Origin of the sequence: Bacillus sp. FSL L8-0099 (assembly GCF_038006385.1) — a bacterium.
GTDB classification, from domain to species: domain Bacteria; phylum Bacillota; class Bacilli; order Bacillales; family Bacillaceae_G; genus Bacillus_A; species Bacillus_A toyonensis.
The window spans coordinates 2,933,720-2,957,075 of record NZ_JBBOVC010000001.1; the positions used below are offsets into that span (position 1 = coordinate 2,933,720).

Annotated in this window: 24 protein-coding genes, 2 pseudogenes and 1 other annotated feature; of the genes and pseudogenes, 10 read left to right on the forward strand and 16 right to left on the reverse strand. The window is 34.3% G+C overall.

The window, feature by feature from the left end; genetic code table 11:
• Positions 1-26: 26 nt before the first annotated feature.
• Positions 27-1,220: a NupC/NupG family nucleoside CNT transporter gene (locus MHH42_RS14865; RefSeq protein ID WP_340893526.1), complete on the forward strand. Its 1,194-nt coding sequence runs from the start codon at positions 27-29 to the stop codon at positions 1,218-1,220.
• 80 nt (positions 1,221-1,300) lie between these two features.
• On the opposite strand, the gene MHH42_RS14870 is transcribed toward MHH42_RS14865, so the two are convergent.
• Both MHH42_RS14870 and proB read right to left on the reverse strand, forming a co-directional pair.
• Positions 1,301-2,548 carry a glutamate-5-semialdehyde dehydrogenase gene (locus tag MHH42_RS14870; protein WP_016108649.1) on the reverse strand — a complete coding sequence of 416 codons (1,248 nt, stop codon included), beginning with the start codon at positions 2,546-2,548 and terminating at the stop codon, positions 1,301-1,303.
• A gap of 105 nt (positions 2,549-2,653) precedes the next feature.
• A complete protein-coding gene (gene proB, locus MHH42_RS14875; protein ID WP_000744733.1) occupies positions 2,654-3,757 on the reverse strand; it encodes a glutamate 5-kinase in 1,104 nt (367 codons plus the stop codon).
• A gap of 143 nt (positions 3,758-3,900) precedes the next feature.
• Positions 3,901-4,111: a binding site (T-box leader), on the reverse strand.
• A gap of 340 nt (positions 4,112-4,451) precedes the next feature.
• Between proB and proC the strand changes: the two genes are divergently transcribed.
• The gene (gene proC, locus MHH42_RS14880) at positions 4,452-5,270 is read left to right on the forward strand and encodes a pyrroline-5-carboxylate reductase (protein WP_070173378.1); all 819 of its coding nucleotides are present in this window, start codon (positions 4,452-4,454) and stop codon (positions 5,268-5,270) included.
• A gap of 218 nt (positions 5,271-5,488) precedes the next feature.
• Here the strand turns inward: proC and MHH42_RS14885 are convergent, their stop codons facing one another.
• Together MHH42_RS14885 and MHH42_RS14890 are read right to left on the reverse strand one after the other, a co-directional pair.
• Entirely contained in the window at positions 5,489-7,129 is a 1,641-nt protein-coding gene (locus tag MHH42_RS14885; RefSeq protein WP_070173379.1) for a M20/M25/M40 family metallo-hydrolase, read from the reverse strand.
• 76 nt (positions 7,130-7,205) lie between these two features.
• Positions 7,206-7,955: an IclR family transcriptional regulator gene (locus tag MHH42_RS14890; protein WP_000250754.1), complete on the reverse strand. Its 750-nt coding sequence runs from the start codon at positions 7,953-7,955 to the stop codon at positions 7,206-7,208.
• Between the two features lie 264 nt (positions 7,956-8,219).
• Here MHH42_RS14890 and MHH42_RS14895 point away from each other — a divergent pair, with 264 nt between their 5' ends.
• Together MHH42_RS14895 and MHH42_RS14900 are read left to right on the forward strand one after the other, a co-directional pair.
• On the forward strand, positions 8,220-9,644 hold the full coding sequence (locus MHH42_RS14895; RefSeq protein ID WP_070173380.1) for an amino acid permease: 1,425 nt from the start codon (positions 8,220-8,222) through the stop codon (positions 9,642-9,644).
• Positions 9,645-10,026: 382 nt separating this feature from the next.
• Positions 10,027-10,374 (forward strand): VOC family protein, encoded by a 348-nt coding sequence (locus MHH42_RS14900; protein WP_016108653.1) that lies wholly within the window; start codon positions 10,027-10,029, stop codon positions 10,372-10,374.
• 10 nt (positions 10,375-10,384) lie between these two features.
• On the opposite strand, the gene MHH42_RS14905 is transcribed toward MHH42_RS14900, so the two are convergent.
• The 4 genes and pseudogenes from MHH42_RS14905 to MHH42_RS14920 all read right to left on the reverse strand — a co-directional run bounded on the left by MHH42_RS14905 (position 10,385) and on the right by MHH42_RS14920 (position 14,086).
• Positions 10,385-10,528 carry a hypothetical protein gene (locus tag MHH42_RS14905; protein WP_000058621.1) on the reverse strand — a complete coding sequence of 48 codons (144 nt, stop codon included), beginning with the start codon at positions 10,526-10,528 and terminating at the stop codon, positions 10,385-10,387.
• A 117-nt stretch (positions 10,529-10,645) separates the two neighbouring features.
• Positions 10,646-11,677: a fatty acid desaturase gene (locus MHH42_RS14910; RefSeq protein ID WP_000174972.1), complete on the reverse strand. Its 1,032-nt coding sequence runs from the start codon at positions 11,675-11,677 to the stop codon at positions 10,646-10,648.
• A gap of 352 nt (positions 11,678-12,029) precedes the next feature.
• Positions 12,030-12,245: pseudogene (locus MHH42_RS14915) on the reverse strand (VanW family protein); the annotation flags it as partial.
• Between the two features lie 167 nt (positions 12,246-12,412).
• Positions 12,413-14,086 carry an alkaline phosphatase gene (locus MHH42_RS14920; protein ID WP_340893531.1) on the reverse strand — a complete coding sequence of 558 codons (1,674 nt, stop codon included), beginning with the start codon at positions 14,084-14,086 and terminating at the stop codon, positions 12,413-12,415.
• A gap of 320 nt (positions 14,087-14,406) precedes the next feature.
• Here MHH42_RS14920 and MHH42_RS14925 point away from each other — a divergent pair, with 320 nt between their 5' ends.
• Positions 14,407-14,889, forward strand: a complete 483-nt coding sequence (locus MHH42_RS14925) for a DUF2975 domain-containing protein (protein ID WP_000809100.1) — start codon at positions 14,407-14,409, stop codon at positions 14,887-14,889.
• Positions 14,890-14,899: 10 nt separating this feature from the next.
• A complete protein-coding gene (locus MHH42_RS14930; RefSeq protein ID WP_000974611.1) occupies positions 14,900-15,115 on the forward strand; it encodes a helix-turn-helix domain-containing protein in 216 nt (71 codons plus the stop codon).
• Between the two features lie 40 nt (positions 15,116-15,155).
• On the opposite strand, the gene MHH42_RS14935 is transcribed toward MHH42_RS14930, so the two are convergent.
• The 6 genes from MHH42_RS14935 to MHH42_RS14960 form a co-directional block, all read right to left on the reverse strand.
• The gene (locus MHH42_RS14935) at positions 15,156-15,467 is read right to left on the reverse strand and encodes a hypothetical protein (RefSeq protein WP_000845545.1); all 312 of its coding nucleotides are present in this window, start codon (positions 15,465-15,467) and stop codon (positions 15,156-15,158) included.
• 93 nt (positions 15,468-15,560) lie between these two features.
• Positions 15,561-15,833 carry an Mpo1-like protein gene (locus MHH42_RS14940; protein WP_000347330.1) on the reverse strand — a complete coding sequence of 91 codons (273 nt, stop codon included), beginning with the start codon at positions 15,831-15,833 and terminating at the stop codon, positions 15,561-15,563.
• 226 nt (positions 15,834-16,059) lie between these two features.
• The gene (locus MHH42_RS14945) at positions 16,060-16,638 is read right to left on the reverse strand and encodes an HAD-IA family hydrolase (RefSeq protein WP_001024225.1); all 579 of its coding nucleotides are present in this window, start codon (positions 16,636-16,638) and stop codon (positions 16,060-16,062) included.
• A gap of 24 nt (positions 16,639-16,662) precedes the next feature.
• A complete protein-coding gene (locus MHH42_RS14950; protein WP_340893532.1) occupies positions 16,663-17,244 on the reverse strand; it encodes a kinase in 582 nt (193 codons plus the stop codon).
• The gene (locus tag MHH42_RS14955) at positions 17,241-17,786 is read right to left on the reverse strand and encodes a GNAT family N-acetyltransferase (RefSeq protein WP_000395622.1); all 546 of its coding nucleotides are present in this window, start codon (positions 17,784-17,786) and stop codon (positions 17,241-17,243) included. Before MHH42_RS14955 ends, MHH42_RS14950 begins: the two co-directional genes overlap by 4 nt.
• Positions 17,787-17,800: 14 nt before the next feature.
• Entirely contained in the window at positions 17,801-18,184 is a 384-nt protein-coding gene (locus MHH42_RS14960) for a VOC family protein (RefSeq protein ID WP_001049858.1), read from the reverse strand.
• A gap of 284 nt (positions 18,185-18,468) precedes the next feature.
• Between MHH42_RS14960 and MHH42_RS14965 the strand changes: the two genes are divergently transcribed.
• On the forward strand, positions 18,469-18,717 hold the full coding sequence (locus MHH42_RS14965) for a hypothetical protein (protein ID WP_000433610.1): 249 nt from the start codon (positions 18,469-18,471) through the stop codon (positions 18,715-18,717).
• A 349-nt stretch (positions 18,718-19,066) separates the two neighbouring features.
• On the opposite strand, the gene MHH42_RS14970 is transcribed toward MHH42_RS14965, so the two are convergent.
• On the reverse strand, positions 19,067-19,603 hold the full coding sequence (locus tag MHH42_RS14970; protein WP_033668588.1) for a DUF2812 domain-containing protein: 537 nt from the start codon (positions 19,601-19,603) through the stop codon (positions 19,067-19,069).
• 7 nt (positions 19,604-19,610) lie between these two features.
• Positions 19,611-19,928: a PadR family transcriptional regulator gene (locus MHH42_RS14975; protein WP_016108656.1), complete on the reverse strand. Its 318-nt coding sequence runs from the start codon at positions 19,926-19,928 to the stop codon at positions 19,611-19,613.
• A gap of 206 nt (positions 19,929-20,134) precedes the next feature.
• Between MHH42_RS14975 and MHH42_RS14980 the strand changes: the two are divergent.
• The 3 genes and pseudogenes from MHH42_RS14980 to MHH42_RS14990 all read left to right on the forward strand — a co-directional run bounded on the left by MHH42_RS14980 (position 20,135) and on the right by MHH42_RS14990 (position 23,310).
• A pseudogene (locus MHH42_RS14980) lies at positions 20,135-21,066 on the forward strand (AAA family ATPase).
• Positions 21,063-22,226: a DUF58 domain-containing protein gene (locus MHH42_RS14985; RefSeq protein WP_070173383.1), complete on the forward strand. Its 1,164-nt coding sequence runs from the start codon at positions 21,063-21,065 to the stop codon at positions 22,224-22,226. Before MHH42_RS14980 ends, MHH42_RS14985 begins: the two are co-directional and overlap by 4 nt.
• Positions 22,201-23,310, forward strand: coding sequence for a DUF4018 domain-containing protein (locus MHH42_RS14990; protein ID WP_016108659.1), 1,110 nt, complete (start codon positions 22,201-22,203; stop codon positions 23,308-23,310). Before MHH42_RS14985 ends, MHH42_RS14990 begins: the two co-directional genes overlap by 26 nt.
• Positions 23,311-23,356 lie beyond the last annotated feature (46 nt).

Consider the following 23,356-nt stretch of genomic DNA (forward strand, 5'->3'; position numbering starts at 1 on the left):
ATAATAAGCCTCAAGGAGTTGTTGACATGCATTTCATATTAAATATGTTAGGGATTTTTGTTGTAATATTAATCGTCTTCCTTTGTTCGCCTAATAAAAGAAAAATAAAATGGAGACCAATCGTTATTCTAATCATATTGGAGCTTTTTATTACGTGGTTTATGTTAGGCACCAAATTGGGCAGTATTATTATTAATAAAATTGCGTCATTTTTCAGTTGGCTACTATCGTGCGCGAATGAAGGTATTCGTTTTGCATTTCCTTCAGCTATGGAAAATCAAACAGTTGATTTCTTCTTTAGCGCCTTACTTCCTATCATTTTTGTTATCACTTTTTTTGATATCCTTTCCTACTTTGGAGTCTTAACTTGGATCATTGATAAAGTTGGTGCACTTATTTCTAAGATTTCTCGTTTACCAAAGTTAGAAAGTTTCTTTTCCATTCAAATGATGTTTTTAGGAAATACGGAAGCACTTGCGGTTGTTCGTGATCAATTATCTGTTTTAAAAGAAAATCGTTTGTTGACTTTTGGAATTATGAGTATGAGTAGTGTCAGCGGATCCATTCTTGGTGCTTATCTATCAATGGTTCCAGCAACATATATTTTCAGCGCTATTCCTTTAAACTGTATTAACGCATTAATTTTAGCTAATGTTTTAAATCCTATTGAAGTTACGAAAGAAGAAGATGTTGTTTATAAACCTTCAAAAAATGAAAAAAAAGATTTCTTTTCTACTATTTCAAACAGTATGTTAGTCGGAATGAATATGGTAATCGTTATTTTAGCTATGGTAATTGGATATGTAGCTTTAACAGCATGTTTAAATGGTATTTTAAGCTTTTTTGTAGCAAGTTTAACAATTCAAAAAATCTTCTCCATTATCTTTAGCCCCTTTGCTTTTTTACTCGGTTTAACAGGTAAAGATGCTATGTATGTAGCTGAATTAATGGGAATCAAAATCACAACGAATGAATTTGTTGCCATGATGGATTTAAAATCAAACTTAAAGTCTTTACAACCGCATACGATTGCTGTTGCAACTACATTTCTAGCCTCTTTTGCTAACTTTAGTACAGTAGGTATGATATACGGAACTTACAATTCATTATTTGGCGGAGAAAAATCATCAATAATCGGTAAAAATGTTTGGAAGCTTCTTGTTAGCGGAATGGCTGTTTCCTTGTTAAGCGCTATGCTCGTGGGGCTTTTTGTGTGGTAAATCAATACTTATAATAACGAAAGACACCTAAATGAAATTGGGTGTCTTTCGTTATTATTTCACTTTTTCCTTTATAATTTTTATCCCCGAATCTGTCCATTCCCACGAATCACATATTTTGTAGAAGTTAATGCAGGAAGTCCCATTGGTCCCCTTACGTGTAGCTTTTGCGTACTGATGCCAATTTCTGCGCCAAATCCGAATTCAGATCCATCCGTAAAACGAGTCGATGCATTATGATAAAGTGCTGCGGCATCAACGGATGTGAAAAACTTGCTGACGTTTTCCTCGTTCTCTGTAATAATCGCTTCGGAATGCATGGATCCATACGTATTTATGTGATGAATCGCTTCTTCTACTGTAGAAACGACTTTAACTGCTAGCGTGAGAGATAAAAACTCAGTTTCCCAATCCTCTTCTGAAGCTAATGCAATAGAAGAATCAATTGCCAATGCTTTCTTCTCACCACGTAGCTCCACGCCTCTTTCCTTCAATAAAGAAAACAGTTCGCTACCAAATTGCTGCGCCCACTTTTCATGAAGTATAATCGTTTCAATTGCATTACATACAGATGGACGCTGCGTTTTTGCATTTATAATAATATTAAATGCCATTTGTTTATCCGCTGTTTCATCAATGAAAATATGACAATTTCCCGCACCTGTTTCAAGTACTGGAACAGACGCTTCTCTTACTACAGTATCGATTAATTGCTTGCCACCTCTTGGGATAAGAACATCCAAGTAGTCATTTAATGTAAATAACTGCTTCGCGCTATCCCGCGTCGTATCTTCTATGAGCTGTACACTTTCTTGAGGCAAGCTCGTTTGTTTGAGCGCTCGGTGAATTACAGCAACTATCGCTTTATTAGAATGGATAGCGGAAGAACTACCACGCAATATGACTGCATTTCCTGTTTTCAAACAAATTGTAGCAGCATCTACTGTCACATTCGGCCTTGCCTCGTAAATCATCCCGACAACACCAAGTGGTACTCGCATCTCCTGAATAGATAGTCCATTTGGTCTTTCCCATGCACTTACACATTCCCCAACAGGATCACGTAAATCAATTAGCTGCTTAATTCCCTCAGTCATATCAATGATACGTTGTTCATTCAGCATAAGACGATCAAGGAGTGACTCAGAAAATCCTTTTGCCTTACCTTCTTCAATATCCCGTTTGTTTTCCTCTACAATATAAGCTGTTTCTACTATCAACTGATCAGCAATTGCGGTAAGTGCTTCATTTTTTTGATTTGTAGATGTAAGCACAAGTTCTCTAGCAACCTCTTTCGCTTTTTTCCCCTTTGCCAACACTTCATTCATTTTTATTTCCTCCTTTTTAAAGGTTAATCAGTATATTATTTGAGAACCATTTAACACGAGTATCTAAAACTTACCTGCCCATTCAAATTTGCGTGCTCTCTTTTCTTAAAATGAAACCCAATGATCTCTATGGATGACTTCATAATTATGCCTTTCGCCTCTTGCTTGAATATCTTGGCTTTGCATACCTTTTAAATTCCTTAGTTCCTCCGCGCTATATGTGCATTGTCCTTTTCCTATTACGCGCCCTTGTTGCGTAATTACTTCCACGACTTCACCCACTTGGAAAAATCCTGACACATTTGTAACACCAGCAGGAAGAAGGCTCTTTCCATGTTGAATGATAGCAGTAGCTGCCCCGGCATCTACTTCAATTTGACCGCTAACAAGCGAATGCAAGGCGATCCATTGCTTGTTCATTTTAATTACTTTTTGAGGAGCATTACCGATATACGTTCCATCACCTTTGCCCTTCAAAACATCTAAAAACTTTTCCTGTCCACGTCCTGTTCCGATAAATACACTCACTCCAAGAGATAGTGCCGTCTTTGCAGCATCGATTTTTGATTTCATACCGCCAGTTCCAAGTTTTGAACCAGCATCTCCAGCAAGAGAAGCGATTTCTTCCGTAACTTCAGGAAGAAAATAATATTTTTTCGCATCCGTATTTTTTTGAGGATTTTTGTCATATAAACCGTTCACATCCGTAAAAATCATAAGCATATCTGCCGACACAAGTCCGCTTACTAAAGCTGACAGCATATCATTATCACCGAACGTCAGCTCCTCTAAAGAAATGGAATCATTTTCATTGATGATAGGAAGAGCGGAACGGTTTAGTAGCTCTCCTAAAGTAGCGTACGCGTTACTGTATTGTTCTTTTCTAGAAAAATCACTTCTCGTTAATAAAAGTTGTGCAGTAACAATATCATATTTACGGAACTCCTCTGTGTACGCCTGCATTAATAAACTTTGTCCGACAGCTGCTGCAGCCTGTTTCCCTTTAGTTGTCACTGGTCTGCTAGGATACCCAAGAGCAGAAAAACCTGCTGCGACGGCTCCAGATGTAATTAACAAAACTTCATGCCCTTCCTGTTTCAGTCGTGCCAATGCGGCAACGTGATCTGAAAGTTGTTCTTTAGAAATGCCTCCATGACTATCTGCCAAGGAACTACTCCCTATCTTTACAACAATTCGTTGTTTTTTCACTTTTGTAACCCCCAAGTCTAAAATCAAAGTTTTTATACATTACACTTCTATTCATTCAGTTTGCAGCTATATTTATTCTCATCCATGCTGCCCTGTAGTATGAAAGAGCAAAATAAAAATGACCGCTTCGCCCTTAATAAAATAATAAGGACGAAACGGTCATTGTTCCGCGGTACCACCTTGATTGATATACATAGATATCCACTTGACGCCTATAACGCAGGCGAACGCCTAAACTTTCATTTAAGACTCAGGGATAGGTTCGATACATTCTATACGAGGAATCTTTCAGCCGGTGAATTCCACTCTCTTTCGTAAGAAGACATATGTACTAATTCCCTTCAACGATTTTCAATCTGATTTTTTTATATTATGCGATATAGTTCGATTCGGTGTCAAGAGGTATTTTTAAAAATAAATAGAGCCGCAAGTTACTGGTATGAAATTATCGCCCTACTGAATGAAAATAAAAATTGATATAAGTTTAACTCATATTCATAAGCATAAAACCTTAAATTATAGTGTATATATTTACATAATGTCGAATATAGTTAATTTTTATCTTTTAGTGTTGCAAAAAGGAATATATTCTCTTAGAATGTTTCTTTATATTGCACAGGGATGTTATTCTTATTCTAAGATAATAATATCAAACCGATATAATTTATTATAAAAGGAGCAAGATCGAGTTATTATGAACAAACAAATTGGATTCATCGGATGCGGAAATATGGGGATGGCTATAATTGGCGGTATGATAAACAATAATATAGTATCTTCAAATAAAATCATGTGTTCAGATTTGAACACTATGAATTTAAAAAATGCTAGTGAAAAATACGGGATAACTACAACTACTGACAACAATGAAGTAGCTAAAAAGGCTGATATTTTAATTTTATCAATAAAACCAGACTTATACTCCTCCGTAATTAATGAAATAAAAGAAGTGATTAAAAACGACGTTATCATCGTAACAATCGCTGCAGGGAAAAGCATTAATAGTACTGAAGATGCCTTTGATAAAAAATTAAAGGTTGTGAGAGTAATGCCTAATACTCCTGCTCTTGTTGGAGAAGGAATGTCTGCTTTATGCCCTAACGAAATGGTTACAGAAAAAGATTTAGAAGATGTACTAAACATTTTCAATAGTTTTGGTCAAACAGAGATCGTAAGCGAAAAATTAATGGATGTTGTAACATCTGTAAGTGGTTCTTCGCCAGCATACGTATATATGATTATAGAAGCGATGGCAGATGCTGCTGTACTAGATGGTATGCCAAGAAATCAAGCATATAAATTCGCAGCTCAAGCTGTGTTAGGTTCTGCAAAAATGGTATTGGAAACAGGAATACATCCAGGTGCATTGAAAGATATGGTTTGTTCCCCAGGCGGAACGACAATAGAGGCTGTAGCAACATTAGAAGAAAAAGGCTTACGAACAGCCATCATTTCAGCTATGCAACGTTGCACGCAAAAGTCTATTGAATTATCTAATCAAACTAAAAAGTAAACACTAATTACAAACTGTTTTTGACTATATACACATGTAGTTTACATACCCCTATTTTCGCCAAAAGATAAACGGACAAATTCATAAATGATTGAGTTTGCCCGTTTTGTTTTTATTATATTAAAATAATTATATTCAAATCCTCTTTTTGGCTTCTATTTCTATACCTTCTCTAAGAATGTTATGTTTTCCATTCATTCACTTTTATACACACCTAACTATGACTGTGTAATTTTATTAGATACAAGTAATTTTTCAATACATATCGGTAACATATCGAATAGCGTTTCAAATGCGTAATTTACGTCTAGACGCTCTGTCCATTGATGTGCATCTTTTCCTACCGGCCCCATATTTAATACCGGAACGTCAAACTCTTCTAATTCCTGAAGTGGAATTGAATAGCCTTTATCCCATAATGGCATATTGTCTACAAGAGAACTCATTGAATCCAATGGGTTCTGTAAGCCCACATAGCTTAAATCTGAAATTCCTCCAAAATAATTTTGATTTTCAAATGTAATGCTATGATTGTATTGGGCATACTTTTCCATTTCTACAACTACCTCTTTAATGAAAGGATTGTTGCGTGAACTCACAGCTGGATAGTACGGCGGAGCGAAAAAAAGTACAATCATCGGCGCTTTTTCTTTACATAATATAGCTAATTTATCAACTAAATCGATTGTTACTGCACGATCATCTTTATCTTCTCTATTTTTTATAATATTAGATTGAATATCATTTATTGTCTCTTTTCCATGTTGTTCAATTGCATACGCGATAAGCTCTTCATACGTTAATACATTTACTTTAAGATTAGGAGGTATGAACGGATTATATTTAGAAAAACGATACGCTTGCTTCTCGTAAGACTCTTCGATTTTCTCTGCTACTTTCGTTACTTTTTGACGCAGCAACGAAACGACATCTGTCATCGATTTTTCTAGTAAAAACAAATTAAATAGTGTGACTGCACGATGCGGAATTTGTACAGAATAGTCCTCTTTTAAGTCTCTTTGAAGCAAGTTAGTTGGTGGAGGACTCGCTTCACCATCTACAATATCACAAAGGTCCGTATTCAACTCTAATTCTGCTGTTAATAATGCAGCCATATAACTCCCATTTAAGCCTGCAAAAGGTTCGCCTACATGTGTCTCTTTTCCATAGCAAAGGAAACCAGGTAACACCTTCCCAATAGAACCAGTATAAATATACTTATTTTGGTCCCCAGGATGCCTTGAAAACATAGGCTCTGAATTTAGAACCGTTTTAAATTCTAAATCATGTTCTCTTGCTAAATCTAATAATCTCGGAACAGCTGCTCTCATCCCTACGGAGTTCACTTCTTCATCTGGAACAGCTAATAAAAGAACATTCCCATCAAATCTTCCTTCACAAGCTTGCTCAACCATTGCCATTTGTAAAACTAGACCACATTTCATATCCATTGTCCCTCTACCAAATAGCCAATCTCCCTGTTCTATATCTTCACGTACATGATCTGGTAGTTCATCTTTATGGGAGTAAAACATAGATGTTAACTTTTTAGGATGAAATGCCTCTTCTTTCCACACTCCATAATCTTGTACATCTACAACATCAAAATGACTAACAAGAATTACAGTATTTTTCGTACTATCACTTTTCTTTACTAGAGCGGTAACAAAATATCGTCCATCCCCTGTCGGATTTTTTTGCAAATGATGCGGATTTTGTTTGAAATACTGTAAGTCAGATAATTGTTCTACAACAAAGTCTGGTAATATAACTTCAGCTTCTGAACCTGTAATACTAGGAATTTCAACAAGATTGCTTAATAACTGAATCAATTGTTCTTTTGATTGCCACTTTGACATAGTAATCCCCCTATTTTTCCGCATTATGAAAACCAATTCCAATATATGAATAAAAAACTGACGACAGTTATCAAAATTATAATTCTGATGTACTGCCGATTTTTATTGAAATTTCATGAGCTGCTTCTTTTACCTTACTAATAAGAAAAGATAGTCGATCATCATTAATACGATGACTAATTAACCCAACACTTAATGCTCCTACTACTTTATGATTGAATCCGATAATAGGTGCAGCTACTGAAGCTGTCCCTTCTGTTTTTTCACCATAACTTACAGCATATCCTTCATTTTCTATTTGTTTTATTTGATTAAGAAGAATTTGCTTTTGTTCTGGTAAAGAAGAAAGCAATTGTTCTACAATGTATTCCATTTCATTCGTTTTCATATTGGCAAGCATCGTTTTATTTGCGGCGCCAATCGAAAGTGGAATCTGTTCCCCTAAGTTATCGATAACCCGAATTTTTAAAGGGCTATCAATTCTTTCAATAATAATAGAATGAGTTCCATTTGGAATGTTCAAATAGACACTTTCTTCCACTTCAGCGGCCAATCGCTTCATCACTTCCCTTGCAACAGATCTATAGTCTACCTTCTCCAATTGACGTAATCCTATTTCCATCCACATTGGCCCAATCTTGTACTGCTTTGTTTCTGAAATTTGTGTAACTAACCCATGCTCCATTAGAGAATTAAGTAATCTATGTACTGTACTAACCGGAAGATGTGTTCCATCAGCTATATCAGAAATAGCCCAATACTCTTTTTCATTTGTAGAATTTAATAGCTTAATAATACTTATCGCTCGATCAATGGACTGTACCATAATTCGCCTCAACTTTACTTGTAGTATGTTTAGCCTAATTAACTATCAATTTATCAAAAATTCAAACTGAAATCAATCAATTTATTTAATTTTCAAAATAAACAAAAGATACGCTATCAACATTTTGAAAACGCAAACAAAAAAATATTGACTTTTCTTTTCAATTATCTGAAAATTATAACAAGTTTTCACATCACGGAATACATTCCATAATACGGAAAAACATCAATTTTCATACTACCAATTTTGAAAGTGAGGAAAACAATGACGCAAGTAAACAATACAAACAATGAATTAAAGCGCACAATGAAAAGTAGACATTTATTTATGATTGCACTCGGTGGTGTGATTGGAACGGGGTTATTTAACGGATCTGGTTTTATTATAAGTAAAGCTGGACCTGGCGGATCCGTACTTGCCTTTATGGCCGGTGGATTATTAATGTATCTCGTTATGCTATGTCTTGGTGAGCTTGCTGTAGCCATGCCTGTCTCAGGTTCTTTCCAGGAATATGCAACCAAGTTTATTAGCCCTGCAACTGGGTTTACAATCGGCTGGTTGTATTGGTTAAGCTGGGCGAATACGACCGGTCTTGAATTTACAACTGCCGGTATTACGATGCAGCGCTGGTTTCCTGATATTCCCGTCTGGGTTTGGTGTTTAATATTTGGCGTTACCATATTCACTATAAACGCATTATCTGCTCGTAGTTATGCAGAAACAGAATTTTGGTTTTCAAGCATTAAAGTATCTGCCATTATCGCTTTCATTATTCTTGGTGGCGCCGCTATGTTCGGTTTTATTGACTTAAAAGGAGACGAACCAGCTCCGCTTCTTTCAAATTTCGTAAATCACGGTGGTTTATTCCCGAATGGACTTGCCGCTATTCTATTAACAATGGTTACGGTCAATTATTCCTTCCAAGGTACAGAACTTGTCGGAATCGCAGCTGGTGAAAGTGAAGATCCAGCAAAGACTTTGCCTCGTTCTATTAGAAATATTATATGGCGCACGATGTTTTTCTTCGTTTTAGCAATTTTTGTTCTCGTAGCTTTAATTCCTTGGGAAGAAGCAGGATTAACAAAGAGCCCATTCGTTGCTGTTTTTGATAATATCGGTATTCCGTATGCAGCTGATATTATGAACTTTGTTATTCTTACTGCTGTTCTTTCTGTCGCAAACTCAGGACTGTACGCCGCAACTCGCATGCTTTGGTCATTATCAAAAAATGAAATGGCGCCAGCCTTTTTAAAGAAATTATCATCACGAGGAATACCACTAAACGCTTTAATCTTGACGATAGCTATTTCTGCTTTTTCTCTTTTGACAAGCGTGGTAGCTGCTGAAACGGTTTATTTATGGCTTATTTCGATTTCTGGAGTCATTACAATCATTGTTTGGATGTCAATTTGTGTTTCTCAATTCTTTTTCCGTAAACGCTATTTAGCTGAAGGTGGAAAATTAGAAGACTTAAAATTCAAAACACCACTTTATCCACTTGTACCCATTCTTGGTTTTGGATTGTATGGCATTATATTAGTAAGTCTTATCTTTATCCCCGATCAAAGACTAGGAATCTACTGTACTGTACCATTTATCATCTTTTGCTACACTTACTATCACTTTAAGATTAAGAAAAAAATCACCAGTAGCACTCATAAAGAAGCTAAAATTAGCGAACCTTTGTAGTACTGTACGATACAGAGAAGACCGCGCATGGATTTCACTTCATGTGCGGTCTTTTATCATTCCTTCATTCATTTTCTCAGGAACAATTCCCCTATTTCTTCTATACTATTGAAATGATTATTTATAGCACTTCGTGTTTTGAATTGTTCAGGAGGTTTTTGCGTTCAAGTGTTATACTCAAACGGGTCAGTATTGCTACATTCCTTTACTTTGGTTTCAAAGATGATGTCGGTATAATTAATGTAGGAAATGCTGTTAGCAATTATTATTTTTTTATTGTTCATAAGTTGATGCTTTTCCTTACTATTACCACTTTGTTTTGATATATTAAATTTATACTACGTCACATTAAAAATTTAAAAATAGACAGGAGTTATATAAGATGATCAAAGGATTCGGAGGAATATTTTGGAGAACTAAAAATATTGATGTTATAAAAAAATGGTACAGCGAAGTATTGAAGATTGAAATAGAAAATTGGAATGGGACTGTGATTAAACCCGAATCAGGAACTGAGACTATCTTTTCTTTCTTCAACGAAGATGACAATTATTTTCCAACAGAACAACAAGTGATGTTAAATTTCCAAGTACATAATCTACATGAGACTATTCAGCATCTTGAACAAATTGGTATACCTCTTGAAAAGAAAGAAGAGGTTAGTGAATTTGGAAAGTTTATTTGGATTAAAGATCCTGAAGGACGACTCATCGAGCTTTGGGAGAAATAGTCGATTGTAATCATTCGCTATTAAGATAACGGATAATTTCGTTCAGCCGATGTCTTCGGCTATCCATAATAGATTCCTGTTGCAAATTTGTAGCAGGCTCTATTTTCACTTCATCATTTTCATTTAAACGAGAATCAATTATCCTTAACGACATTTCCTAATCCTTCGTAATTACAATTTGAAATCCCCTCCTCATCAATCATCTACTATTTAAACAAAAACTCCCCTTAAATCAAAAATGATTAAGGGGAGTTTTTCATATGCGATGAAGTTATAGTTCAGATTTCACTCGAACAGAAACATTATTTTTAATTATATTTTTGACATCTTTAAAGCTAACAAAATTGTTACTTTTCTCATCCCAAAGACGGAAACGTAGTGATTGTAAGCTTGTAGCAAGCGTAATCGTTGGTACATTTTTTAACGGAAGCGTATTATTGTGTGCCTCTTCTAGTTTATAGTTAGGTACTCTTGGGCTTAAATGGTGAACATGATGGAATCCAATATTACCAGTTAAGAATTGCAAAATTTTTGGAAGCTTATAAAAAGAACTTCCTTCCACTGCCGCTTTCACATATTCCCAATCTTTATCCTCTTCAAAATAAGAATCCTCAAATGTGTGCTGTACGTAAAACAGCCAAATACCTATTGAGCCTGCTATTAAGAATATAGTACCATGTACGAAAAGGAACGATTGCCATCCGATTGCCCAGCAAAGTACCCCTATTAAAGCAACGATTAATATATTCGTCAAATAAGTATTCATACGTTCTTTCTGTCTTGCACCTTTTCGGTTAAATCTATTTTTAAGCAAGAAAACATAAATCGGACCTAATCCAAACATAACGAATGGATTGCGATATAAACGATATGCTAAACGAAGTCTAAATGGTGCAGCTACATATTCATCAACTGTAAGCGTCCAAATATCCCCTGTACCCCTCTTATCCAAATTACCACTCGTAGCGTGGTGAATAGAATGCTCATGCCCCCATTGATCAAATGGGAATAAAGTTAAAACACCCATACATGTTCCAACTATTCTATTTGCACGTCGACTTTTAAAAAAGGAATAATGGGTGCAATCATGAAAAATAATGAAAATTCGTGTCATAAATCCAGCGGCTAACAGAGATGGAACTAATGTTAACCAATAAGAAACTGACAAACTTTTATAAGCAAGGTACCATAAAATAATAAATGGAACTATTGTGTTGATAAGTTGCCAAACACTTTTTTTAATCGTTGATTTTTCAAAAGGAGCAACTTGTTTTTTTAAATTTTTAGTATTTTGTAAGGTCATTTTTCTAATTCCTTTCCTGTATGTTGCTAATTCATATTATAGCATACTATTAGTATCAGGTGTTATGTGTAGATATAATAAATATTTTATACAATGAAAATCTCTTTTTTCTTACTCATTTCTTACAAATTACTTACGTCCAAAATAGCTTCTATAATAATAAAGAAGGAGCATTTGTGCCGATAATTCGAGTTTTTTTCCAATAAATACATAAAAAAAACACAGTGCTTTTTCACATCTGTGTTTCTTATTTTCATTCCAATGAAAACCAAGTAACTTTAGGATTTATACTTTTTTGATAAAAATAACAATTACATACATTCTATACTATATAATCTATGGGTTTACCATATTACTCAATATTTTCATTATTACAAGCTAAAAGTGGTTCGTACATCATTATAGCGTGATTCTCCGTTACATATTGATCTTCTATAAACTGCTTCTGTTGATTATATACTCTGCGTTGAATCACATTATGTCGTATATAACCACCCCAGTATGCAGGCTGAATGGCGTGTTCTTTTTCATAAACTTCATATTGATAAAGTTGCGGAGAGACTGTTCTACAAACGAAATTCTTTATTTTAAGAAAAAAATAAAATTTCCCTTTTGCATTTATATAAGTCTCTTCTGGAAAACTTTGCGGCAGAATCCAAACATCACTATTTACAGGACAAAACACAAAAAATTGCCAACCAGTTAGCTTAGCAAGGTTAACTAGTTGGCAATTTTTTAACGAGAATGCTTTACAAATAATTGAATTGCTTCTTCCGGTACATAGAACTTCCCATTACTCTCTACAATAATACTTTCTAATTCATACTCTTTATCATTAATACGAATTATATTTTTATTAACACTTAATTGAGCTTCCACTTTATTATGATTTACTACGAGCACTGGGTTTGCTACATCGGTTTTGTCGATTGATACAGTGGCACCAATTCTCTTAAAGGCTTGTTCACTCTCTAAAAATATTTTATTTGTTACTTCTTCTAAGTTAAAGCCCATTGCTTTCGCCATCGTCTTCGCAATGTCTATATTTTGGATTAAGCCTTCTGGTTTTTGTGGTCCAAAAGAGTATAAGAATACATCCTCACCTGTATGTCCTCCTGTCGTAAAGCCAATATTTGCACGATTAGCCAATAACGTAGTAAGGATTCGACCTACATCCATTTTCTTTTTTGCCGCTTTTAACTTTTCTTTTTCATCATGAGTTAGATTGTCCAAACCGTATAGTTTAGCTACACCTTCTACATTTGATAAATCAGATTTCAGTTTATTTGTAGTCCCTTCAAGTGTCATTTTCGCCTTTTTCAATGGGGCAATGTATGCAGATACAGGTGTAGTATTATATCCCTTTGTCGTATTCATATTGCCAATAGAGATACCACTGTTGCCATGGTCAGCTACAGCAATGAGCATCGTATTACCGTCTTTCTTCGCAAATTTTAATGCTTCTGCAACCGCATTATCAAATGCCAATACATCACTAATAATCCCAATTGGATCATTCGCATGGGCTGCCCAATCTGGCTTACTTCCTTCTACAAATAAAAAGAAGCCATCTTTATCTTTTGATAATGTTTGAATTGCTTTTTCCGTCATTTGAGAAAGTGTTGGTTGCTCTGGATTTGTTACTTCACGATCCATATCGAACGCAAGGGCATTATGTGAGAAAGAGCCCCAAATTTTATCAGATTTAGAGTTCAATAATGCATCTTTTGTTTCAACTAAGTCGTATCCTTTATCTTGAATCACTTTAACTAAATCTTCACCATCTTTACGGATTCCATTTCTTTTCACAGGCTGTAGTACTGCTTTTCCCCCGCCTAATACGACATCTATATTTTGATACACTTGCTGCTTCGCAATTATGTCAAAATGCTTGCGGTTAGCATGATGGGCAGAGAACCCAGCAGGAGTAGCATGTTGAATTTCAGATGTAGCAACAATTCCAGTTGCGCGACCAGAGCGCTTTGCACCTTCTAGAACGTTCGCAACTGGCCGCAGCTTCTCCTCTTCTTTAATTGGTTTTAAGCTAGGTGAATTCACAATAGATGGCAATACACCTACATATCCTGAATTTGATTTATTCCCTGTTGCTAAAGCTGTAGCTGCTGGGGCTGAGTCTGTAATAGCGGATTCTGCTGAATATGTGCGAACACCTCCCGTTATGATTTCATCTAATGCAAGCGGTGCCCCTTTATACAAGCGAGCTAACGTTGTTGCTGAAGAGCTCGTTCCATCCATAACCATCATAATTATATTTTTTGGTTGATGTTCTACTTGTTTCACCTTAGCTTCGGCCGCCTGATAATTCATCATGCTTTCAGTACTTAATACACTTAATGTTACAGTTGATACTAATAATATCCCCTTCACTTTTTTACTCAATTTCATCATTTTTGTTCCTCCATAAACTTCACATTCTTTTATATACAAGATCCAATTTTCCATTACGTTTATACAAACTTATATATGTTCTTTTTTATTAGTTCCCTATTGTCATAAAGCTAACAACAATTACCGTCACTTTCGTTCATTAATTAAATAATGTTATATGTCACAGCCCTATATTCTCTACTATTAAAGTGTCATTATTCTCTTCATCATATAAAAATTTGTTTATCAATAAAAACACGATTAAATTAAATAAAAGTTTATTGTTAAACAATAAATTACATGTTAAATTATATAGATAATAATTAAATGAGGTGCTTTTTATGAAACAAGGATCAACACTCTTTTTAAAGACGGCTGTTATTCTTATGGGAATTCCTGTTCTTGCTATGTGCATTTTTTTAGTTCCTAAAATAGGGAATTTCGCTGCAGAATTATATCCTGATATTGCATATATTAAATATCTTGTATTTATCAACTTATACGCAACAGCAATACCTTACTATTTCGCACTGTACCAAACGTTTAAGCTGTTAAACTATATTGACAAAAACAACGCATTCTCAAAATTGTCTGTAAAAGCGTTGAAAAATATTAAGAACAGTGCATTAACAATTAGTGTATTATATGTATTAGGCATGCCGCTTTTCTATCTCGTGGCAGAGAGAGATGACGCCCCGGGCATTATTATTATTGGAATGATTATGATTTTTGCTTCATTGGTTATCGCTGTCTTTGCTGCCGTTCTCCAAAGACTATTAAAAGATGCTATTAATATAAAATCAGAAAATGATTTAACGGTCTGAGGTGAATAATATGGCAATAATAATTAATATTGATGTAATGTTAGCGAAAAGAAAAATGAGTGTAACAGAGCTTTCGGAGAAGGTTGGAATTACAATGGCTAACCTTTCTATTTTGAAAAACGGAAAAGCAAAAGCGATTCGATTTTCAACTTTAGAAGCAATTTGTAAAGCATTAGAATGTCAACCAGGAGATATTTTAGAATATCAACCTGAAGATACCGAATAAAAAGAGTCCTTCTCACATGAAGGACTCTTTTTATTGCACATTACGGTGCGAAATTAATTTGACCAGTAAACAATAAGATAATCGTGATAATCCAAAATATAAAAAATGATGAGGACAGTATGAATGAAAGAATACCTATCCCCTTCTTCTCTGTTTTTTTCGTCATTATAATTATTGAAAGTATGATACCTACGCCTGTAAGAGCAATAGTAATATAATCTCCCACTATATTACCCGCATTCGCTATCCTCGTTGGAGTTATAAAAACGAATAAAAAACACAAAATTCCAATAAGTAAAGATATATAGCTTATTATACTGTACTTCTTTTTGAGGACTATTTCGGTTTTCATCATAACCCACCCCTTCTGTATAGCTATGATTTCATACTAGCACGAATAACTATAATTTGGTTTTATTTTACCGCCTATAGCACTTTTATTGAGTTAATTTCTTTTTAATACTTTTTTTAAAAAATATATTGGACCTACTACCAAATATGCTGGGTTTGATAAGAAAGTCGGCTTCTTACCTTCAATTGCATGACCTACAAATTGAAAAATCCATCCTAATATAAATAATGATAGCCCTAATTTCCAATTCACGAATAAAATGAATATAGAAATGATAATTGTAGGAATACCAATAAAGTGAAAAAATTTATTCATTGGATGTTGATGGTCGTCTCGATATTTTTTAAACATTTTTTGAAAGTCCATATCTTAACCCCTCTCCATTATTAAAAATCTTATTTTAATTTGAAACTAACGAAAGTAAATTTTCTTCTACTAATATATATGCAGGTGTACCATGTATAACCTGTAAAGCCAATCCTTTTAAAGAAACTAATAAAGCTCTTGAAAAAGCTTCCTAAAATAATTAACCTACTACATATAAAATAACCTCTACTTTTTGTATGAAAAGTAAAGGTTATTTTCAAACCATTTATAAAGAAACCTCTCTATCAACCACTACCTTAAAAAATTCCGAGTAATGTGCCAAAGAATAATCCGCTACATCACAAATCCCTTGAAACATGCATGTTGAAATACCTAATTCCTTTGCAGGTAATAAATCTAACTCTCTATCTCCAATAGCTAAATCAATATTGTACTTCCTATGTAAATGATCATACGCTAAAGAATTCGGTTTTCGAGGGAAACCATCGTCAATTGTAACCATATCGACGAAGTATTTATCCCATCCGTAATATTTTAAAATTTCCATAACCCCTGCTTTATGTTTATGGGTCATGATTACATTTTTATCTGCAAATTTCAAAACCTTTTCGACACCAGCAAAAGGCTTCATATCTTTTGGAGTAAATTTCTTCTTCAAAATTTTAATCTTTTCTTCCTGCTCACATGAAATATTATAATAATGAATTGCGTGAGAATATGATATTTTCAAGTTTTTGTATATTTCTTGTTCATCTACTGTATCACCTAATATTTCAGAAAGCATCTTCGTATATGCAGGATACGTATCAAATAACGTCCCATCAAAATCCCACAAAATATTCATTGTATTCACCCTTCTATTTTCGAATCATTGTATGACTAAATCCGCCCTATCCTTCGGCAATTCCATTTCTAAATAATACTCCTCTGCTTTCCAATACCTGTTTTGAAACTTTGAAAGTTTCTTTTGTGTCTCTTCGCTTTCACGCTGAAACCTTGTTTCCCTTGGACAGTCCAAATACACCATATAATGAAAGAAATCTTTCCATTCTTTTCGCTGTAGAAAAACTCCTTCAATTACAATTACACCTACAATAGGGATCTGGACTTTTTTCATTTCACATGAATCTGTATCATCATAATAGAAAGGCAATTTCAATTTCGTTTCATGTTGTAACTTTTGAAAAAATTTCTGCCGCAAGTATGCAATATCCCACTGTAAATGATAGTACTCATACCATTCTTCATATCCTGTTTGATATCGTTTATTACGCTCCACTATATGATCATCAATATGGAAAATATGAAACGGAATGCCTTCTTGTTTCATATTTTCTTTTAATTTTGTTGCGAATGTTGTTTTTCCTGAACGACTTAAACCATCTATTCCGATAATGAATCGGTTTTCTTTATGTTTCTTCATTATACTTATAATTTCACTCGTACTCATTGCTTCTTCCACTCTTCTTTTAATAAAGAAAATAAAATGGTATCATGAGCAACTCCATTTTGAATCATATGTTTTCGAAGTAATCCCTCTTCTTGAAACCCTGCTTTTTTTAGCAATTTTTGAGATGCCTTATTTTCTACATATACGACAGCTGCGATTCTTATAAGTTGCAGCTTTTCAAATCCGTAAGTTAAGATGGCTTGTAATGCTTCGGATGCATATCCCTTTCCCCAATATATATCATCTAATTCATAACCAATTTCAGCTCGTTTATGATGATTGTTAATTAAATGAAATCCGCACGTTCCGATTAATTGGTCCGTCCCTTTTTTCTCTATTCCCCAGCGAAACACATTGCCTTCTTCATAACGATTTTTAAACGTTTGAATCGTTGTTTTCGCTTGCTCAATATTTTCGAAAGAATCCATTCCGAAATATCGTATAACAGATTCTTTCGAAAAATATTGGAACATCATTTCTGCATCTAATAGTGTAAGTTCTCTTAAAAGTAAACGTTCTGTTTCTAGTTTCGGAAATTCCATCTCTTTTTCTCCCTCTATTCTAATGAACTGCAAATTTCAATATAATTTCCATCTGGATCAGCAATGTAGGCAATTGTTTGTCCCCATGGTTTCACAATTGGTTCTACTAAAACTTTAATACCTTGCTCTCTGAATTGCTCAATTGTTTCTTGTACATTCTCAACTACGAATCCTAATTCGAAGTGAGAAGATTGTAATTCACCTTCTGTAAGCGGTAGTCCTGTTAATTCTTTCACGTCTTCTCGTGTATTCATCGCTAATATTGTAGATCCAGTATTAAATTCAATATATGTACCATGCTCAGCTTTTATAGGTAACTGTAAAGTATCTTTATAGAATCTTAAACATTCTTCAAACTTTTCTACATATAAAATGATGTATTTCATTTTTAAATTCATGTTACATCCCCCTTTTGTATTCATCCCTAAAAATTCGACAAAAACTACAAAAAAACCTTGTTCTTCCTACAAATGAACATAAAAAAATGAGGCCGATTTCTCGGCCTCCCAGCTTATTGGCATAAAACAGGAGATTTGGTTTGGACATAACCAGTTCGTACTTTTATTATATTTTATTTTTTCTGAATTTTAAATACTTTAAACACCTATTTATATTGAGAAAGTTTTTTTACTTGCATAAAATTATACTGTTTAAGAAATGCTACAAATGGAGGTGTATACATATGGAACCAATGCTTTGTCCAAGCTGTAAAACAAATCGTACTCGCTTTAACATTCTTGAGCAACAAGTAAAACCAGTAAAGTTAAATCCTCAAACTGGTCAAGTAGAAGAAGAGTATACTAATGAAACGATGAATGCTTTTCATATGGCTTATCAAGGACCTACATACCGAGTCCAATGCGCTGTATGCGGACTTGTTGAAAACCCTGAACAATTTATTAAACCTGCTCAAAATCAGTCTTTCTCATAAAGTGAAACTTTAAATCAGTGGAGGTTTTGTTCATCCCCCACTGATTATTAGCCTTCACCAATCGGGATTTTACGGGTAGTTGATCCCCCACCTAACTTTTTTGCTTTCGCTGAATTTTGAGTTGGGGGTCTTACTGCCCGTTAATGCGGGATAAAATATTGTTAATCAGTAGTTCCTTATTTATGATTTTTTAGGTATTGTTACGGGATATCTCCATCTACAATTGTTCGTTCTATACCTTGAATACACATATTTTTATTGTGTAAAAAATAGCGAACAAAAATAAAAATATATAAGAATTAAAGAAGATAATTCCCATATCCCCCTTCTTTAATAATTCCACTCTTTGTTACAATATTTCCTTTTTCAACTGTTTAATCTTCCAAGTTATATTAATAAATATATATAAATACATACAACCTATAAACCCTACCATACCTTTAAATATATAAGGAATTCTAGATTCTGATGGTCCAAGAAAACATAAGTAAAACGTTGGCATTATCGTTACAAACACAATTACAAAGAATAGTAATAACTCATTTAGTTTTTGTATCCTCGTATCCTTTTCTGAATATATATCAGGCAACTCATTTTCTTCTTCTACTTCTTTACAAAAATAATTCCATTTTGCAAAACTCGTTACATGTTTCCATCCACACATTTCATATATTTCAATATATTCTTTTTGCTTTTCTTTTGTATCTTTATAATCTAACCTAAAATCTGCTTTATATATTACATCTTTCGGTTCTGTTTCCTTAAACGTATACATTATATTGTATTTTTGTAATGCCCAACCTTGTTGATGCATTTTTCTTAAAAAGGCTTCCTCTTTTTCTAAACTCCATCCAGCAAAAAATTTAAATACTTTCCTTGTCTCCAACATTCATTCACTCCCCTAATATACTATGTCCATTCCTTACAGATCTCTGCAGCCTCGTATATTCTAGCTCTACCACTTCTCTTCCAAACGGCGTTAACTCATAGCACTTCTTTCTATCTGTAGAGGCCACTTCAACAATTAACTTCTCTTTTAGTAACTTCGTCGTATTCCCATATAAAGTACCAGGACCGAGCCTTACTTCCCCTTTTGTCATCTCTTCCACCATTTGCATAATTCCATATCCGTGCATTGGTTTCACTAATGACAAAAGTATGTAATACGTCGCCTCTGTTAACGGAATATATTTTTGTGCTTTTGCATTCATTATATCTACCTCCGATACATCGTCTTATGATATATCGATTAACGATATATTGTATAACGATATTGTATAATCATATTCCAAAATATACAAGTATAATTTAATAATTAAATATCCATTTCTTTAAATTGAAAAATCATACCTATTTTCAGAATAATTTGTTAAAATATAGAAACATTAACTCTTTTATAATGAAAGGAATGATACATATGATTCATACATTAAAAGAAAATATAGGGTGTGTGTTTGTTGGTAAAGAAAATGTTATTGATCTACTACTCGTTTCTCTACTTGCTGATGGACATGTACTACTTGTGAAGACGTGCCTGGTACCGGGAAAACGTTGCTGGCGAAAACACTTTCAAAAAGTATTGGTGGTAATTTCTCTCGTGTTCAATTTACCCCTGATGTACTTCCGAGTGATGTAACAGGTATTGAATATTTCAATCCAAAAACAAGCGAATTCGAATTAAGACTCGGACCAGTTATGACGAACATTTTACTAGCAGATGAAATTAACCGTGCAATGCCGAGAACACAGTCTAGTTTGTTAGAATCAATGGAAGAACGACAAGTAACGCTTGAAAAACAGTCTACTCCTCTTCCGAAACCGTTCTTTGTTATTGCGACGCAAAATCCGATTGAATCACAAGGAACTTTCCCTCTTCCTGATGCACAGCTCGATCGCTTTTTAATGACAATTGCAATTGGTTATCCGGCCCCAGAAGATGAGTTACAAATGATGCGACGTTTTCGTAACGATACACCATTAGAAAGTGTTACATCTGTTATCTCTTTAGAAGACATTTTAGAAGCGCAGAAACAAGTAAAAGAAATTTTCGTATCAGAACCGTTAGAACATTACATAATTAAACTTGCGCAAGCTACTCGAAATCACGATTACATTGCTAACGGTGTAAGCCCACGTGCCACTTTAGCTTTAGTGCGCGCAGTTCAAGCATTAGCCTTTTTACGTGGCAGAGAATATTGTACGCCTGAAGATATTCAATTTTTAGTTCCTTCTGTTTGGAATCACCGTATCGTCTTATCAATGGAAGGTGCATTACGCACGACAAAAAATGAAATTATGCAAAGGATTTTAAAAGAAGTTGATGTACCTGTGGAGATTGAACAAGCATGAATGGTCAACGCGTTGTAACTGTACCTTTATTTTTCCAGCTTCATATTATTCAATTAACTGTGCCAGTCGCGTTACTTTTCACATTCTTTTTCCCGCAACGAATGTTTATGTTTCTCTTTTTCTTCTATTATTTATTTGCGATTTTCATTTATAAATACGTCGCTTTCATAGAGAAAAAGTTTCAAGTTATAAATGAGAAACAGACGACTCGGCTATTTCCTGATGAAACTGGACCATTTTTTATTCATTTAAAAAATGGAGCAAGCATACCACTCGTGAATGGGGTTTGTTATTTTCATTTACATTCATCTCTTATACCGCATAAAGATCAAGGAATTGAACAAATTTCAAAGACATTATTCTCCTTTCCATTTTCACAACCTGCACATTCAGCGCAAAAATGGGATTTAACATTAACTGCGACGAAGCGCGGTGTGTTTCAAATTGAACAGTTCGAATGTGTATTAAAAGATCCATTTCATCAATTGAATGTACATTTACCTGTTTTTGATGAATTAAAGACCGAAATTATTGTGTATCCTTCTCCTAAAGAAGTAGCAGGTTTGCAAGAACTTCAGCAACTATTAAATGGTTCATATCGAACGAATTTTTCTTTTTACAATGATGAAACATCTATTATCGGTGTGAAACGATATGAACGTGAATCATTCCGCTCTATTCATTGGAAAGCATCTGCTAAAATGCAGGAATTACAAGCAAAACAATATGAACCAGTAAAAAATTATAGCTGGACGATTTGTCTTTCTTTAGCTGCTAATCGCGGGTTTGGTTGGAGAGATGATGTAGAAGAACTTATTTCATATGCAACATATATTTGCCAGTACGCAACGAAGCAGCAAATTCCGTTTGAATTGTTTATTAGTGTATTAGCAGAAGGTGGCCCTCTGCACTTACCATTAAACGAAGGACAAATGCATTATGGGAAGGCATTAGAGGAATTGGCACGTATTTCAGATGATAGTACACTTCTTCCAAAACAAGGATTTCTTCACTATGTAACGAGAAAAAGAGAACGCTCGTCTACGATGATTTACATCGGTATACAGAAGAATGAGCTCCCTCTTCTAACGCAACCTACATTTCTCATAAATATTGAAGGGATGGTGGAAGCAGTTGAAAACTTGGCTCTATCACGTTAATGACTTTATTCTGCTGCTTCTCCTTTCGTTATTAACGGAAAGAGACGAAATAGTTGGTATTGCTATATTTTTAGCGACCGGTTATGTAGGAGTACTTCTTATTAATAAATTAATGAAGAAAAAAACAACAGGATTTGTAATACTGTTAGTTGCTCAAATAGTCGGTTGTTCTTTCATCCTACCTTTTTCTCTTTTTGGCACAATTATGTTACCGCTTTTCTTCTTTATCGTACATGCAATTGGACCTGGGTATCCGGTGCAAAAGTCGTTAAGCGGTATTTTATGGTTTGTATTTTCAGCTATATTTCATGCCCCTTTTCCACCGTTATGGAAATTGTTATTATTAGTTTTACACATTATGATTACATTTTGGCAAACAGGTTCAAATCGTAATCAACAGCTATTACGTTTCACTTCTATTATTGCTATTGGAACAATTAGTGCTTTACTTATTCCGGTATTCCCTTATATTCGTCTTGTTTTTTCTTATATCGTTCAAGTAGTTGCGTTAGGATTCGGATACGCTATCAATCCGTTGTTTTCGGCAGCTGCATTAAAAGAAACAGATGATTTTTGGTCGAATAAAGGGAATCTAAAAGATCCTACTATTAAAGATGATCTGGAGCCACTTCCTTTTGATCCAACTCTTATAAATAGCATAACCATAATAGTCTGTACCACCATCGCCATTTATATCGTTTGGAAAATAATAAAACATCGAAAACATTTAAGTTTACCAAATATACCAGTCTTCGAATCTACAATCATTACTGATAAAGAAGGTATGAGCCAAAAACGAATGAAGCGAAATAAACCACCACATAATGAAATTCGAAAAGAAATTTTCAAACTGGAAAGTAAATTATCCCCTCCTTTAAACCGGGAACGAGGAGAAACAGTTGAAGTATGGTTAGAAAGAATTCATGATGATGAAGGTATACATATTCAGAGGCATATTATTATAGATGCGTATAATGCAGTACGTTATTCAAATGGTGAAAACATTGTACTTCTGAATGAATTTAAAGAAGAGGTTCATAAGCTTTATGCGTATGAGAAGAGTTTGAAGAAAAAGAAAAAATGATGTATACAAAAAGACTCCTATTAAACTGAACTGAACCCAAAAAATT